Raw genomic sequence first — 16536 nt, 5'->3', positions numbered from 1 at the left:
GGCCGGGATTTCCTGAGGACGGCAAGCGGCCCGGCTTAGGCAACGCCGCCGAAGAGCGCGCCCGCGCCGTAAGTGAGCGCCAGACCCAGGCCGCCACCGACGACCAGGCGGACCACCGAGCGGGTCACGCTGGTGCCGGCGATCTTCGCCGAAATCAGGCCAGTCAGGGCCAGCGAGAGCATCGTCACCGCAGTGACCACCCAGGCCTGGGTGCCGGTTGGCGCCACAAAGACCGAGATCATCGGCAGCGCAGCACCGGCCAGGAAGGACAGCGCAGAGAAGAACGCCGCCGCCCACGCGCTCGTCAGCTCGTTGGCATCAATACCCAGCTCCAGCTGCAGGTGGGCGCGCAGGGCGTCCTCCGCGTGAATCTCGCGAGCTGCCTCCACGGCCGTGCCTTTGCTGATCCCGTAACCGGAGAGAATTCCCGCGAGCTCCTCCAGCTCCTCCTCCGGGGCCTCCCGCAGCTCCTTCTTCTCCTTGGCGATCAGGGTCTGCTCGGTGTCACGCTGGGCGGACACCGACACGTACTCGCCCAAGCCCATGGAGACTGCTCCCGCGATGGTGGCGGCCAGACCCGCCATCAGGATGGCCTTATCCCCCGCCCCGGTGGCGATCACGCCGATCAGCAGCGCCGCCACGGAGACGATGCCGTCGTTGGCACCCAACACACCAGCGCGCAGCGAGTTCATCTTCGCCGCCTCGTCGGAATCGTGAAGCTCCTGGTGAGCGCCAGGAACAGCGGGCTTGGTGGTTTTCCTCATGCCCGGAATTTTAGCCCACTGATTCACCAGGGCCGGACCTGCGACCGCTGCTATGCACCCGCACCATTGGGGCTCACTGCGTGGCATAGCTGCTGCTGCGCATAGTCGAACAAGATTCTTTCCTGCTCAATGCGCAAGCATCCGCCTGCAGACCGCCCCCGGAGATAATCCAAAGCCAAGCGCTCCCCGTAACTCAACAGCTCAGGATCAAACCGGCTAGGTTGCGGTTCCTCCACCGCAAGATCAGCATGATCCCGAACCGTATCCAGGTCCATGAGAACAGAACGCGCGTGAGGCACGTATCGCCTCACGAGTTCCAGGATGTAGAACCCATACGAATCCAGATCGCCCCAATAAAGAACGTCTATCTCCCCTAACGATGGGATCTGCTGGACGATCCTGGCAGCGTTCAATCCACCACCGTAGATCGCCACTGTCGCAGGCAAGTCGGGCAAGGCAAGGAAACTCTGGTGATTTTCGACGATAAGAACCCGCTCCCCAGGCGTTTCACCCAGCTCAGCCACCGGGCACGCTAGATATCGCATCCCGCTAATATCCAGCGCCGGGTCAAGGCTGCGGACCTCTACCAACTGGGGTTTAGACTTAAAATTCAATGGGCCGACTACCGCTTCAACGACCGCCCTATGCGCCTCGAACCACTTGCTATCGACGCCAAAGATTGGCAGTTCGCGAATATAAAAGTCGCTGACCTCATGTTCGTGGACCCACCGGACAACAGCGATGAACTGTTCCACGGTCACGTCGCCCCAGTCTTCCCATGAAGAAAGGTGCCTGATGAGTTCTGGGCGAACGCTTTCCCCCAACTCCATGCAGAAACGGCCCAAGACCGCCTGAAGACGTTGCCAATGATCAAGCTTGCCCGCCACGCGAGCCGCAGTATCCGCATCGAAGAGAACAACACGCCGGGGCAGCGAATACGTCCCCAAGTAGCTGAGCTTTTTATCCTCCCACTCAGCGGTAATTGAACTGCGGTTCCACTGTGCCACCCATGCTCGCACGGCAGCGCCGTCATCACGCTCTGCCGCCCTTCCAGTCGGCGGATCCAGGTTGATGGTCAGCGTCTTGAATTCCCCGGCCAACCAGCTGCGATGGTTACGCGAATAAAAGACCGCAGCACGTTGGCGCACCTGATCAGGAGTCTTCATCCTGCACCTCCTCGATCGTCAAAGAACTCGTTCGAGATCGCTTCCGGTCTGGGCATTCCACCATCAGCACACCCCCGATATAGTCCTGCACGGTCTGCAGCAGCTTCTCGGGCGTGGCCAGAATCATGTGAAAACCAAAGCGGCGGAAGGCCTCCATCGCAGCCCGGGTGAACTCCGTATCCGCACGGTCAAAAGCCTCATCCAGAACAATGGTGCCGAATCGCGGGTAAATATCCTCCCCCACCCGGACAATGGATTTCTTTTCTTGCGCGGTCGGCAGGCCCATCCCAGTCAGTCGGTAACGCAAGGCAGCAGCCAAGCAGAAGGAGGACAGCTTTTGGGCTTGGCCACCTGAAAGACCTTCCGATGAGTCATAGACCGCACCACGCGCTCCATCCTCGCTATATTCCACGCCCAGGAACTTCACGTGTTGCCTCGTGTCCAGGCGCAACTGGCGATCACGAGTTGATGTACCGTCCGAGACCGTCACTGCGTCGATCACCGCCTGCAGCTTGTGGAACCGTTGCTCGCTCTCCTCCTGATCAACATCATTGATAATCCCAGCCAACGCAGAATCCAGCAGCTCAACGAAATCGCGGGCGATCGCAGGCTGTGCTTCCCGCACCTCGATCGTCAGGTAAGCACCCGGATAGAACTCAACCTCAGCGAGCGAATCATTAATCATCTGGATCGAGCTGCGCGTCTTTGCTGTCGCATCACGGATCAGCCGCCGCAGGCGCCCAAGATGCTTGTGGGTTTCGTCTTGCAGCATGTCCCGGAAACGCTGTTCGAAACGTGGCAAATCGTCTGCCTCAAGCCTGCCCAGTTCCTGGAGAAAGTCCTGCTCCCACTCCATGTCCGCCTTGAGGTCGCCCGCTCGATCCGGCCAGCGCACCAAGTAGAGGTTCATCGCGTTCACCAAGTCGCCACCATGTTTGGTGAACCGAGCATTGAGCTCTGCAAGTTGATCCTCAATACCGCGAACGAGCTGGTTGCTGAGCGCATCGATGTTATCGGACCGGATGGTGCGATCGATAGCCTTGCAACGCTCTGTCAGACGAGCCGCAACGTCCTCGGAGACGGTCTTCCCACCTCGACGAGTCCGAACCCTCTCAAGCGTTTCCTCTGCCTGCTCCAGACGAATTTTGAAGCCGCTGAGCTGATTACGCAGCGCCATGACCTGCTCCTCAACTTTGTCGAGAGCAGATTCGACACTCTTCAACTTCGCCTTCAGCTGAGCCAGCTCGGCGTTCCCATCAGTGAGTTCATCCACGTCGCTCTGGGCTTCCGCAAGCTCCTGGGCCACCGATGACACGTCGATATCCTGAAAACGCTCCGTCTCCAATAGCCGCTCGATCGTAGCTATTTGGGCACGCCGTTTCTCCTGGCCAGCCGCGATGGTCTTGCGTTGACGTTCAGCGTCTTCAAGTTTCGCCACAATGGAGCGCACCGATGCTTGGAGAGCATCAATCTTGTCAGCGAGGTTGCCCCACAGCACCCAGTTCGAACGGTCATCGATTCGGCGGCGATCATCCTTAATGTGGTCGTTGCGGTTATGCTTCACCTGCCCCTTCGCAGTCACCGCCCGCCGCGCGGCACGAAACTCTTCCATAGAGTCACAGCACAGGTAATCGAAATTCTTAGAAAGTTGAGTCTGGATCCAGTCGTGATACCGCCCGGGTTTCACGTTGATTTTTAGGCCCAGCGAGTTCGGCACAAAACGCGATGGGCGCTGTTCTTCCAGATCCTGCGTGAACCGGGTGTAGCTCACCTTCGCACCAAGGTAGGTCCCATCAATAGCCGAAGAAACCTGGTCATAATGTTCATCTGGAACGAGGATCCGCCGAGCAAAACCACCCATCACCCGTTCTGCGGTTCCCTGCCAGTGGCCTTCACCAGGCCTCATGCTCACGAGGTCAGCGATGAATGGAAGATCAGATTCTCGCACCCCAGACCGCTCCGCAATCAAGGCTCTCGCCCGGAGCAGCCGGTTATCCATGGCCGATTCGTATTTACGCAACGCTTCAAGCTCCGCGATGCGCTCTTTCTTGTTCTCGCCCAGCTCGTGAACTCGCACATGTGCTTGGGCTAGCTTTACGTCTTCCGTTTCATACGCAACGCTCAACCGCTCCCGCTCTTCACGCAACTGAAGAACGAGGTTGGTGAATTCCTCCGCGCTCCCGGGCTTTGTAGCCCCAATGGATTTGAGCCGGGAGTTGAATGCCTCTTCCTCCTTGGTCGCTCGCTCCAGCCGGTCTTGCAGACGGTCGCGACGAGCTTGTGCAGAAACCAAGGCCGAATCCTGCGCGCCATGAATCAACGCGCGCAACTGATCTGCTTGCGCTCGGTGCGCATCCCGCACCCCGGTGGCTTCTTCGATCGTCGCGCTGACTGCTTTGATCTCGGAGGTCCGCTGATCCCGTTCTTGTTCGGCAAAGCGCTGCCGCCACTCGTCGACGAATGTTTCGACGCCGTCCCGGTCTTCTTTCACCCTGGTCAGGCTGTCTTCGACCTCTGCGCGCTTCTCTGCCGCCACGCGTACCGGTACCAGTTGCTCGATCTGCTTACGAGTTTTCACCACCGACTCATACGCCATACGTAGGTCTGTGAAGTTCTCCGCTGCCTGCTCCGCGATCTCGAAGGTCTCTGGTTCGGGCAACATGAAAGTACGCATCAAGTGGTTAAGATCGCCAAGCGTTTTGGCCGATTGCGTTCGGTTCAGCAGGTCCAAAGCGCCGGCATCCGCGATCCCCACTGCTCGGCGCAGTGCCAAGCTGAACTTCGGGTGATTTCGACTGACGTGCAGGGCATCACCGTACGTCTTCTTCGCCTCGGTAACCGGCAGGTTCTTCTGCGCCAGATCATCAAACTCCGTCAGGTCGGCGTCCCGAGGAAGCAAAATATAGAGGTCTGTGATCTCCTGGCGCGAGTAAGCATTTGCAGGCAAAAACATCAACCGGCACGCTGTTACAGTCTCCCCCGCCCCGTCGCTGTAGCGTAGAGCGACGCCCGTCCACGTCGCACCTGTTCGGAGATAGGACTGCGTAAGTTCGTCTGCCTCGATCGAATGCTCGCGGCGCCAGGCGCCGCGGCAGTAGGTAACCAAGTTACGACCCGAGTGCGCTTGGTTATCCGCTGCAGCATTGAAACGAATCTTGCCGGGTGGAACAAGAATCGTCGAAATCGCATCAATTAGCGTCGATTTACCGGAACCTGAAGGGCCCGTAATGAGGAAGCCTTCCCGTGGCACCTCGACACAGTGGAGGTTGTCGAATGTTCCCCAGTTATAAACCTGGATTTGGGAAAGCCGGAATTGGCCAGGCAGAGTCGTCGTCATTCTTCTTCCTCCAGGAGAGCACGGAAAGACTCGGTGACAGCAGCGATTTCTTCGCTAGAAAAGATGATGCGCAGCACTGGGGATACCTCGAAACGCCCCTCGGTCGGGGTGCTGGCGATAATCGAGTAGTTCTTCAGCTTGTTCCACGCTGCAGTAAAACGCTTACGCTGCGTGGACTTATCTGTGCCGGCGTGCCCTTGATACGGCAGGGTCGCCTCAAAAACCTCGCCCTCATCCACGATGGTTCGCTCGTTGGGGCTCGTCGTCACCAGTTCACGGCGCAGGTGGAGGATCACCACCGTGTCCATGAAAGTCAATGACTGTTTACGCAGCAACGCACGCTTTTCAGGGACATCCGCTTCCCACGCCTTTGTGTAGGCAACCCCCGCGTTCTCATCGAGGATGAGGGTGAGGAAGAGGTTATCCAGCTGTTGGGCAAGGATCTCCCGTGAGTTGGATATCGCAGTGAAGACCTCCGGCGATTTCACGCTCGACACGTATGGGCCACGGATGAGTTCCGCCAGGGCACGACGCTGCAAACCTGTCAGGGTTCCGGTATCGCCTTCATACAGTTTATTTTCCATCTAAATGCGCCCAACCTTCCTCCGAAATTCGAAACGTTCATACCGTGCTTGGTACCTTTTCCCGCTTGGTCTCTCCCACTGCAGGATTTCCGTACCGTCGGACCTTTCACCGTGATCATGTGCAAGTTTGATGAGCCCCACCACACTCGCTAGCCCCTGGGTAGCAGGATGTTCTTCCAAAACTTCCCGAATCGATGCTTGCCCCTTACTGCCGACCACATCGTTGATTGCGACGCGCAGTTCCTGCCAGTCAATTTCTGATTCCCGGATGCGCTGACGCATCTGTTCGAAATCGATCTCGCCCGACTCGTTGACTTCCATCGAGCGCTCGATGCGGTATTCCTTAGGATTGTGTAGTTCCCAACTGGACAGCGACGTCGGTTGCCGCGTCGTCAGCTCAAGCTCGTAGCCGACCTTCTCGTAGGGCGCGATCCCTCGTTTTGCGAGCTCGAGTGCTTGCTGCTGCGCCTGATTGATTGCCCGCGTGAGCGCCTGCTGCGATTCTGCTTCTCGGGACTGCACGAAACGCCTGAGCGACCGAGATAGGCCCGTGAGCGAGGTATGTACCTGCCCCGAGGAGGAATCCAGCATGTCAACTAATTGAGCGATCTCAATCCGCTCTTCCGGGCCTAGCTGCTCCATGAAGTCCCGAGATTGCACGGCATCCATCACGGCATCGAGCTGCTTTGATTGCTCCGGGTCAAGGAAAAGCTCATAGAAGGAGTTGAAGGCTCGCCCTGCCTCCGACTCTGCGATCAGATCAACACCGCGGAAGACATTGTCCAGCACCTCACCAGCGTTGAGTTGCCCTTCGACGAGCGATTCTCGAAGTTCGTGATCGACATTTTCAACCTCCTCTCGAACGCGGGAGAAGTCGGTGGGCAAATCCCTAGCCAGGGCGAGGATTTCCCGCGCCCTCTCCACTGCCTCCTCGTCGGAAATCACGCCGACACCGTTGATGCGGATGTTGTCGATACGAGCTTGGATCTGATCCCGCTGGGCCTCCAGTCGGCTAATCGCCCTCGCCTCGTCGGGGTCTGTTTCAGCTGCGAGATCCTGAAGATTATTGAATAGGGTGCCGAGACGGGATTTGGTCACCACCCGCTGAGGACTGATCAACTGCTGCACATAATCGATGGCAACGTGAGCGTCCGTAGTGAGCTCGTAAAACTCCTCCCTCGAGCCCTGTGGACTGCGCCTCGTGAGGTATCCGAGCTTCACCCAGTCGTTGATATAAGCCACTGCCGACTTGGGCAGTTCCAAATTGGTTTGTTCCCGAATATCGATCAGCAACGATTCCACTGAGAGAGTGAGATCGGATCCGGCGATCTGGCGATTACTTCCTTCGAAGACAGCACTTAAGGCAGAAAGAACAGCTGGGGCGTTATGGGCACGAAGCATCGCCCAAGCAGGCACCGAGTCCGCAAGGCGGATCATCGCCAACGCATCTGCCACCGCGGTTGTCCGATTCATGTGCTCAATCTAACAACCGCTGCAGACGAGGATCCGGAAATATCGAACATTTCGCCGCCAATGGAAGCGTTCGATCCTCCTCTCCCCCACTGCAAGGTGGCCCTGCCCTGCAAGGAAAATCTAGGGGCGCGCACTGGTTAGCCCACTCCTCCCCCGCGCCCCGCCGTCACAACTTGGGCTAGCCTCGGGGCAACCAACCCCGCTCCCCGTGCGTGTGCCCAACCACATCGCAGGCCAGACCCGCCACACGGCAACGCCACAGGCCCCCGGAGCGCGGGCCCAAAAGAGAAAGGAACGCACCCATGGAACTGAACCGCGACAAGGGCGAAGAGTTCGTCCGCGAGACCCAGACCCCAGAATCCGCCGCCGCATGGAAGAAGCAGCTCGACGAGTTCGCGCCCGGCGCGTCCGACTGGGTCGTCGAAGCCGTCTTCGGCGGAACCTACCAGCGCGAAGGAATCACCCTGCGCGACCGGCAGATGCTAAACATGGCAGCCCTGGCCGCGATGGGTGGTGTGGAACCACAGCTGACCGGCCACATCAAGACCGCCGTGGACGTCGCTGGTATGAGCCCCGAGGAAGTCGCCGAGTGCTTCGTGCACCTCATGCCCTATGTCGGCGTGCCGAAGACCCTGGCCGCGATGCGCTGCATGAAGGCCGCGCTCGAAGACTAAAGCCCTGCCACTCACACAGCACCCCGTGGAATAAGGGCACCCTAAGTAGCGTTATGCTCCTGGAGAAGGATTAACCACACAAGTGACTAGGTGATTTTAAGGAGAGCGCACACCACGGTGGCTGAGAAGGACACGCACGCAGAAAGCACACGCCAGGAGATCAAACAGCACGGCGTCGGACAAGAGAGCGCCAAGCAACGGGGCCCCAAGCAACAGGACACAGCGCAGCCCGGCGCCACGAAGGCCACGATCCAATCACCGGGCACCTATCCCCCGGGCGAAGATCCGCGCCGCTGGAAGGTCCTGGGCGTGATCCTCACGACGATCTTCATGTCGCTGATCAGCGTGTCCATCATCAACGTGGCCCTGCTCTCCATCCAGCAGGGCCTGGGTGCCACCGAATCCGACATCCAGTGGGTCCTCGCCGGCTACACCCTGACCTTCGGCGTCGTCCTCGTCGCCGCGGGACGTGCCGGCGACCTGCTCGGCCGCGGCGGAATCTACCTCATCGGCCTCGGCATCTACACGATCTCCGCCATCGCCGCGGGCTTCGCACCCACCGCGGAGGCCCTCAACGTCACCCGCTTCATCCAAGGCATCGGCGCCGGCCTGCTCAACCCACAAGGCGTGGGCATGATCCAGCAGTACTTCCGCGGCAAGGAACGCGGCCGGGCCTTCGGCTGGTTTGGCACCGTCGTGGGCGTGGCCGTGGCCATCGGCCCCACCCTGGGCGGCTTCCTCATCCGCCTCGGCGGGCCTGAGCACGGCTGGCGCTGGACCTTCCTGGTCAACGTCCCCTTCGGCCTGCTGGCCTTCGCCCTCGCACTCCTGTGGTTCCCCCGCCCCCTGCTGGGCCGCGTCAAGGACCCGGTCACCGGCCGTAACGTCGGCGTCGTCCGCGCCATCCGCAGCCTCGACCCGATGGGCTCCCTGCTGCTGGGGCTGACCGTCCTGGCCTTCCTCTACCCCTTCGTGGAACACAACGGGAGTGCGCGCAACTACCTTCTCCTGCCCGTCGCCGCTCTCCTGCTTCTCGCCTGGCTGGCCTGGGAGCGCCACGTGAAAACCACCAAGCCCTTCGAGCCGATGGTGGACATGCAGATCTTCCGCTTCCCCAGCTTCCGCCTGGGCACCATGCTCGCGGGAGTGTACTTCATGGGCATCACCAGCATCTGGGTGCTCGTGGCACTCTTCTTCCAAAACGGCCTTGGCCACAGCGCACTGGTCGCCGGAGCCGTGGGCATCCCCGCGGCAATCAGTAGCTCCTTCTCAGCCAACTGGGCGGGCAAGCGGGTCGGCGATCGCGGCCGCACGGTCGTCATCCAGGGCATCACCGTGGCACTGACCGGCATTGCGTTGACGATCCTCGCGCTCGTGCTGCACCACACCGCCGGGGTTTCCGAGTGGTGGATGGTGCTCACCCTCTTCCTCGTCGGCACCGGCCAGGGCGCGGTCATCGGCCCGAACCAAACGCTCACGCTCGCCGACGTCCCCCTCAACTACGCCGGCAGCTCCGGCGCCGTCCTCCAAACCGCCCAGCGCATCGGCACCGCGGTGGGGCTGGCGTTCATCACCGCGATCGTCTTCGCCAGCGCTAGCGCGATCAACTGGACGATCGGCACCGCCATCGGCTTCGTCACCATCGGGGTGCTCATGGGGATCGGCCTGCTCATCGCGCTCTACGACAACCGCACCCGCGCCCGCCAGGCCCAGTAGCGCTTCTTCTTTGAGGACGTCCGTCCCTCGCGGTTGTTGTTCAGGACGTCGCGGCAGGACGTCAGGGTGAGACGTCGCGGCAGGACGTCAGTTCCTCACCCTGCCAGCCCCGCGGACCTCCGCGATGGGCACGTCCTGTTCGATGCCCCAGGCCTCCCACTCGGCGGCGGTCTTGGTCCGGAATACGGCCGCGAACTGCTCCTCGGTGCCGTCCACACCCAGCAGCTGCATCGCCCGAGCCATGAAGTGCGGCTCCAAGGCAGCGAAGGCCACATGGGTGGGTGCACCACCAGCGGGTGCGGCCTCATAGATCCGGTAGCCCGGCAACGCCCCGCCCAGCAGGCCACCCGGCGCGCTCAGACCGAACTGCGCGGGCATCGCGAAAGCCTCCGCCGCATCCGCGAGCGCGACCTCGTGATAGCCACCCCCACCAGCGGCGGTGGCGTTACATTGCTCCTCAGCACCCTGGCTTTCTGCGCCTTGACCGCCTGCACCCTGGCCTGCCGACCCCGCACCCGCATTTCGGCCCAGCAGCAGCGCCAACGCTGCCTGCACCGCAAGCTCGGCACCTGCCAGATCGGCCACGGGCACCGTCGGCATCGCCGGTGGCAACAGCGTGCCCGCATGTGCCTGGTAGGTCAGATCATGACCGGCAAGATCGGCGTCGTCCCCCGAATGGCCAACGATCGCGACCTGACACAACCGCGGATACGCCGCGTGCAGCTCCTCCCAGGCGAGCCCCAGTCGCGCGAGCGCGGCGGGCCGAGAGGAGGTGATCAGGACGTCGCAGGTGGACAGCAGCTCCTTTAGCTGGCCGCGGTCCGCCTCCTCCTTGAGGTTCAGTTGCACCACGTCCTGGCCCGTACAGAGCCACTCGTAATACTTCGGGGCCGCCTGGGCCATGAGGTCCCCGGTGGGGCCTTCGATCTTGGTCACCTTTGCGCCCATATCGGCCAACCTGCGGGCCGCGATCGGACCCGGCAAATTCGGCGCGAGGCTCAGAACATTCACACCGCGAAGCACGCTCGGTGGTACTGGCAAAGGCACAACAATCCCCTCCTGTATCCGGGCGCTCTGGGCACCCGGAAATAATAAATGTGACGGAACTCACATCTAGCGATATTAGCAACCAGAAATGGTCCTGCCCGCGTTTCGCGAGTGACGCGCATCACTGCATGTCTACGCCGGTTCCCAGCCCGCTCCCACCGATTTTTAAAGCGCCACTACCCCCGCTCCAGAACGCACCCCAACACCCGCCCTTTTCACGATTTGTGAAAGAAACCGCCCCACACGCTGCGCTTTTCCGTATCGTGGAAAACCGTGCCCCTCGGCGCGACGCGGGAAAACCCCCGCCAATCGCCCCCGCACCCGGGTCAGCAGACCAGCGCGGCACATCGCGCACCGAACAGATGCTGAGAGGCTGCCGAACACGATTCTGGAGAGAATGCCTCTGGGATTCCTTGTCCGAGGCCGCAGCACAGGTGGCCGTCGAAACAAATGGAAAGGATTGAGTCCCCTTGACCAGCTCAAGCACGGAGAACTCAAACACTACTGACCAGGCATCCGCCAACCCGACCCGCATCGACTTCCTCTACCTCAACGAGGAAGAGATGGTCGACGCCGGTGTCACCGACCTCGCCGCGTGCGTCGAGACGATGGAGGAAACCCTCATCCTGCTCGCCGACGGCGACTACCGCATGGCAGGCGCGTCCGCGAACTCCCACGGCGCGCAGATCAACTTCCCGGACAACCCGGAGCACGAAGGCATGCCCGCCAACGGCCCCGACCGCCGCTTCATGGCCATGCCGGCCTACATCGGCGGCCGCTTCCAAAACTCCGGTGTGAAGTGGTACGGCTCCAACGCCGACAACCGCCAGAACGACCTGCCACGGTCCATCCACCTGTTCATCCTCAACGACTCCGTCACCGGCGCACCGCTGTCCGTGATGTCCGCGAACCTGCTCTCCGCCTACCGCACCGGCTCCGTCCCGGGCGTGGGTGTCAAGCACCTCGCCCTCGAGAACGCCGAGACCGTCGGCATCGTCGGCCCCGGCGTGATGTCCCGCACCATCCTGGGTGCCGCACTGACCCAGCGCCCAAGCATCAAGAACGTCAAGATCAAGGGCCGCTCCGCAGGCTCCACCCAGCGCGCCGCCGACTGGATCAAGGAGAACTACCCGCAGCTCGAGGACGTCCGCATCGTGGACACCGAGGAAGAGGCAATCCGGGACTCCGACATCGTCATCACCGGTACCTCCACCTCCCCGGACGGCCCGTCCGGCTTCCCGTACCTGAAGAAGGAATACCTGAAGCCAGGCGCCCTGCTGCTCATGCCAGCAGCCGCCCGCCTCGACGACGAATTCGTCCAGTCCGATGACTGCCGCCTCGTCGTCGACTACACCGGCCTCTACGAAGAGTGGTTCAACGAAAACGGGCCGGACGTGACCTACGAGCGCCTGCTCGGCATCCCGGGCAACCGCTGGTGGGACATGAAGGAAGAAGGCACCCTACCTGCAGAGAAGCTCGTCAACATCGGCGACATCGCCTCCGGCAAAGCACCGGGCCGCCAGAACGACGACGAAATCTTCTGCTACTCCATCGGCGGCATGCCCGTCGAGGACGTCGCCTGGGCCACCGACATCTACGAAAACGCCCTGAAGAAGGGCATCGGCACCAAGCTCAACCTCTGGGACACCCCACGGTTGACCTAAAGCCTGCGGCAACGGACCGCACGCAGCAACGCCCGGTCGTCACAGCACTGACCGGGCGTTTTCCCTACCATTGGTAGTAAGAACTGAATACACAACTGAATAACGCACGACTTGCACACCACAAACGCCAAGAAGCGAAGTGAAACCCCATGGGTAAGTTCAAACCCGGAAGCGAACACACCACCCCAGAAGGCATCCAGAAGTTCATCCGCGACGAAGAGATCCGCTGGGTGGACGTCCAATTCACCGACGTCCCAGGCATCGAACAGCACCTCACCGTGCCAGCGTCCGCCTTCGACGAAGACGCGATCCAGGAAGGCCTCGCATTCGACGGCTCCTCCATCGCCGGCTACACCAGCGTCGACAACTCCGACATGATGCTGCTGCCCGACCTCGAGACCGCGTTTGTGGACCCCTTCCGCAAGTCCAAGACGCTGAACGTGAAGTTCTTCGTCCACGACCCGCATACCCGCGAACCCTTTAGCCGCGACCCGCGCAACATCGCCCGCAAGGCTGAGCAGTACCTCGCGGAGCTCGGCTTCGCCGACACCTGCAACTTCGGTGCCGAGGCGGAGTTCTACATCTTCGACTCCGTGCGCTACGACTCCACCACCAACAAGTCCTTCCACGAGGTGGACTCCGTCGAGGGCTGGTGGAACTCCGGCGCGAAGGAGAACCCGGACGGCTCCCGCAACCTGGGCCACAAGGTGCGCACCAAGGGTGGCTACTTCCCCACCGCGCCGTACGACCACATGCAGGACCTCCGCGACGAAATCGGTGAGCACCTGCAGGACGTCGGCTTCGACGTCGAACGCTCCCACCACGAGATGGGCTCCGGCGGACAGCAGGAAATCAACTACCGCTTCAACACCCTCCTGCACGCCGCGGACGACATGCAGACCTTCAAGTACGTCGTGAAGAACACCGCGAAGTTCAACCAGAAGTCCGCCACCTTCATGCCCAAGCCGCTCGCCGGCGACGGCGGCTCCGGCATGCACATCCACCAGTCCCTCTGGAAGGACGGCCAGCCGCTGTTCCACGACGAGAACGGTTACGGTGGGCTCTCCGACATGGCGCGCTACTACATCGGCGGCATCCTCAAGCACGCCGGTGCCGTGCTGGCGTTCACGAACCCGACGATGAACTCCTACCACCGCCTGGTGCCGGGCTTCGAGGCGCCGGTGAACCTGGTGTACTCCCAGGAGAACCGCTCCGCCGCGATCCGCATCCCGATCACCGGGTCCAACCCGAAGGCCAAGCGCATCGAGTTCCGTGCGCCGGACCCATCGGGTAACCCGTACCTGGCGTTCACCGCCGCGATGATGGCTGGCCTGGACGGCATCAAGAACCGCATCGAGCCAGGTGATCCGGTGGATAAGGACCTCTACGAGCTGCCGCCGGAGGAGCTGAAGGACATCCCGACCGTGCCGTACTCCCTGGACGGGGCGCTCGAGGCGCTGGAGGAGGATCACGACTTCCTCACCGCCGGCAACGTGTTCACCGAGGACCTGATCGAGGCGCACATCCGGTACAAGTTCGACGAGGAGATCATGCCAGCCCGCCTGCGCCCGACGACGCAGGAGTTCGAGCTGTACTACGACTGCTAGTCGGGTTTCTGGCTGGTCTGTTGCCTGCTAGTCGGTTTGCTGGCTGGTGGCCGGTGGACGGGCTGGGTCGGCGGTCGGTTGGCTGCTGGTCTGGCTGACCGCTGACCAGATCGAAGGAGGGGCGACGGTCCGCATGGCCGCTTTGAGGGCGGGCCGCGCTGCTGGATTCCCAGTGGCACGGCCCGCTTTTCGTGCGTTTTGCGCCCTCTTTTATGCGTTTTGCAGAGTTTGATGCGCGAATGGGGCGTGCTGAGCCCCCTCACGGCCCGTTTTGGGCTGTGGAATGCCACAAAACCCGCAAAAAATGACACGCCACGGCCCAAAACCAGGTTCGCTGCCCGCTAGTTGGTGCGTTTGCGCTCTCTTTTATACGTTTTGCAGAGTTTGATGCTGCTTTTCAGCCGATTTCCGGCATCAAACTCTGCAAAACACGAGAGGTCAGGAACACAATCTGCAAAACGTTCCGGTGGGCGGAGTTCTTTCGCCAGCCGCTGGCCCGCCGGCTCCACTACGCGCACCCCGACGCTGCCCCCTTCGCGTTATGAGCGTCGGATCCCGCCCCGTGAAGATGGCCCACCCCGGCGGTGGCGTGCGGGGCGTAGGGCGTTACTATGCCCTGCGTGATAAAGAAGTTTCGGGAACTCCCACCGCCGGGCCCCGCGTGGGGCGGCAGCCTCATGGGCACCTCGATCGTCGCGCGCCTGCTCGTCGAGAAGGACATGATGATCGGCGCCAGCATCTTCGCAGCGATCGCGTGCGTGATCCTCGTGGCACTGACCATCGGCTTCGCCCGCTACCGGCAGCCGAGCTTCCAGCGCACCACCGTGGCCGAGTGGTCGATGTTCTTCATCGGCATTCTGGCGCTCGGGGCTGCACTCTCTGGTCTGACGGACGTCCCCACCTACCGCCTCATCGGGTTCTGGATTGGCGCACCCGTCACCACCGTGACGTGGGCGATCCAGCTATCCCGCTTTTCTGGGACACCACGATTCACATGGGGATTACCACTGGTCGGGCCAATGATTTCCGCTTCGGTGGCTGGCTGGTTGGCCCGCGATTACGGGCAGATGTACCACGTCATGGGCACCGCATTCTTCGTGATGTCGCTGCTCACCGCCGTGCCGGTCTTCGCGCATGTCTACTGGGCGGCGTGGCACGGCGAGGTGGATCTTTCGGGACCGAATTCCGCGACCGCGTGGGTGCCGCTCGGCGTGATCGGGCAGTCCACGACCGCGATGCAGATCCTCTACCCCAGCACGACGTCGGTGTACTACGGCTACGTCGCGCTCGTGCTTGCTATTCCGCTGTCGATCTACGCGATGGTGACCTTTTACCCAAACGTGGCGCGCTGGGTGGATTACTCCCCGGCGTGGTGGTCGTGCACCTTCCCGCCGGGCACCGTCAGCATGGGTGGCCACCAGGTTGCGCTGGTCAATGGTTCGGAGTGGCTGGACGCGGTCGCGCTGGCGATCCCCTTCCTGCTTCTGGCGCACTGGACGGCCTGCTCGAGCCGCTTCCTCGGCTGGGTTGCTGAGGGCCGCCGCGGCTCGACCGCCTAGCCCCCGGCACGATCCCGGACCCTAGCCCCTTGCGCGGTAGTCCCCCGGCCACCTAGCCCCTGCCACGCCCCTCCTCACGGCCCGCGCGTGGCCCGTTTTGGGCTGTGGAACGTCACAAAACCCGCAAAAACTGACACGCCACGGCCCAAAACCGGATTCACGGCTTGGCCAGCACTGGGCCCGGGCCGGTCGCTGGAAGCGCTCGGCCCTCTCCCCTATGCGCGTTTTGCAGAGTTGAGTGTCGCTTTTTGGTCAATTTCCGGCATCAAACTCTGCAAAACATGAAAGAGGTGAGTGGAAAGCGGGAACGCACGCGGCGCGCGAATGAGGGGCGTGCCGCACCCCCTCACGGCCCGCCCGTGGTCCATTTTGGGCTGTGGAATGCCACAAAACACGCACAAAGTGACACGCCACAGCCCAAAACCGGGTCACGGCTTGGCTTGGCCGGGCCCGGGCCCGGTCGCTGGAGGCCCGCGGTCCTCTCCCCTATGCGCGTTTTGCAGAGTTGAGTGTCGCTTTTTGGTCAATTTCCGGCATCAAACTCTGCAAAACATGAAAGAGGTGAGTGGAAAGCGGGAACGCGCTCTACAAAACGCGAATAGGGTGCGCGCTGGAGGTAGCGCACAACCCCGTGTGTGCTGGTGCGCGCACGCGGCGCGCAAATGAGGCGCGCGCTGAGTCTCTCGCGGCCCTCCCGTAGCCCGCCCGTGGCCCGTTTTGGGCTGTGGAATGTCACAAAACCCGCAATAACCGACACGCCACGGCCCAAAACCGGGTTCGCGGCTAACCCTGGCGACTCGGGGCTAGTGCTCAGCCACGGCCCCAGGCAATCCGGTGGCTAGCGCTCGGCCACGGCCCCCGGCCATCCGGGGGGTGTCCCTATGTTTTTGTCAAGTGCCAGACCGATGTTGACGAGCGCAGTCTTGGGAGTAGTTTCTTAGGCGT

General features: G+C 61.8%; 11 protein-coding genes. 5 read left to right on the top strand and 6 right to left on the bottom strand.

Going from position 1 to position 16536, the window contains the following annotated elements; genetic code table 11:
* Positions 1–35: 35 nt before the first annotated feature.
* From QP997_RS07190 to QP997_RS07170, 5 genes are read right to left on the bottom strand one after another with little or no spacing between them, the layout of a single operon-like run.
* Positions 36–764, bottom strand: coding sequence for a VIT1/CCC1 transporter family protein (locus QP997_RS07190; protein WP_502870441.1), 729 nt, complete (start codon positions 762–764; stop codon positions 36–38).
* A 50-nt stretch (positions 765–814) separates the two neighbouring features.
* Positions 815–1930, bottom strand: a complete 1116-nt coding sequence (locus QP997_RS07185) for a DUF3322 domain-containing protein (protein ID WP_284846698.1) — start codon at positions 1928–1930, stop codon at positions 815–817.
* Complete coding sequence (locus QP997_RS07180; RefSeq protein ID WP_284846697.1) at positions 1917–5267, bottom strand: ATP-binding protein; 3351 nt, start codon at positions 5265–5267, stop codon at positions 1917–1919. Before QP997_RS07180 ends, QP997_RS07185 begins: the two co-directional genes overlap by 14 nt.
* Positions 5264–5851 carry a DUF4194 domain-containing protein gene (locus tag QP997_RS07175; RefSeq protein WP_070761235.1) on the bottom strand — a complete coding sequence of 196 codons (588 nt, stop codon included), beginning with the start codon at positions 5849–5851 and terminating at the stop codon, positions 5264–5266. The genes QP997_RS07180 and QP997_RS07175 overlap by 4 nt, the downstream gene beginning before the upstream one ends.
* Positions 5852–7324, bottom strand: coding sequence for a DUF3375 domain-containing protein (locus QP997_RS07170; protein WP_262368691.1), 1473 nt, complete (start codon positions 7322–7324; stop codon positions 5852–5854).
* 302 nt (positions 7325–7626) lie between these two features.
* Here QP997_RS07170 and QP997_RS07165 point away from each other — a divergent pair, with 302 nt between their 5' ends.
* Positions 7627–7998, top strand: a complete 372-nt coding sequence (locus QP997_RS07165) for a carboxymuconolactone decarboxylase family protein (protein WP_070757735.1) — start codon at positions 7627–7629, stop codon at positions 7996–7998.
* A 90-nt stretch (positions 7999–8088) separates the two neighbouring features.
* Positions 8089–9714, top strand: coding sequence for an MFS transporter (locus tag QP997_RS07160; protein ID WP_284846696.1), 1626 nt, complete (start codon positions 8089–8091; stop codon positions 9712–9714).
* Between the two features lie 87 nt (positions 9715–9801).
* Here QP997_RS07160 and QP997_RS07155 read toward each other — a convergent pair whose 3' ends face one another.
* Positions 9802–10725 carry a CoA transferase gene (locus QP997_RS07155; protein WP_502870442.1) on the bottom strand — a complete coding sequence of 308 codons (924 nt, stop codon included), beginning with the start codon at positions 10723–10725 and terminating at the stop codon, positions 9802–9804.
* A 599-nt stretch (positions 10726–11324) separates the two neighbouring features.
* Between QP997_RS07155 and QP997_RS07150 the strand changes: the two genes are divergently transcribed.
* The 3 genes from QP997_RS07150 (at position 11325) to QP997_RS07140 (ending at position 15591) form a co-directional block, all read left to right on the top strand.
* Entirely contained in the window at positions 11325–12425 is a 1101-nt protein-coding gene (locus tag QP997_RS07150) for an ornithine cyclodeaminase family protein (RefSeq protein WP_284846727.1), read from the top strand.
* 149 nt (positions 12426–12574) lie between these two features.
* Positions 12575–14032 carry a type I glutamate--ammonia ligase gene (glnA, locus tag QP997_RS07145; RefSeq protein WP_284779987.1) on the top strand — a complete coding sequence of 486 codons (1458 nt, stop codon included), beginning with the start codon at positions 12575–12577 and terminating at the stop codon, positions 14030–14032.
* 611 nt (positions 14033–14643) lie between these two features.
* Positions 14644–15591, top strand: a complete 948-nt coding sequence (locus tag QP997_RS07140; RefSeq protein ID WP_284846694.1) for a TDT family transporter — start codon at positions 14644–14646, stop codon at positions 15589–15591.
* Positions 15592–16536: the final 945 nt, after the last annotated feature.

It is taken from the genome of Corynebacterium sp. MSK039, from assembly GCF_030232315.1.
Taxonomy (GTDB): domain Bacteria; phylum Actinomycetota; class Actinomycetes; order Mycobacteriales; family Mycobacteriaceae; genus Corynebacterium.
Note: the sequence above shows the minus strand (reverse complement) of the source record. Positions and strands in the feature narration are given on the sequence as shown.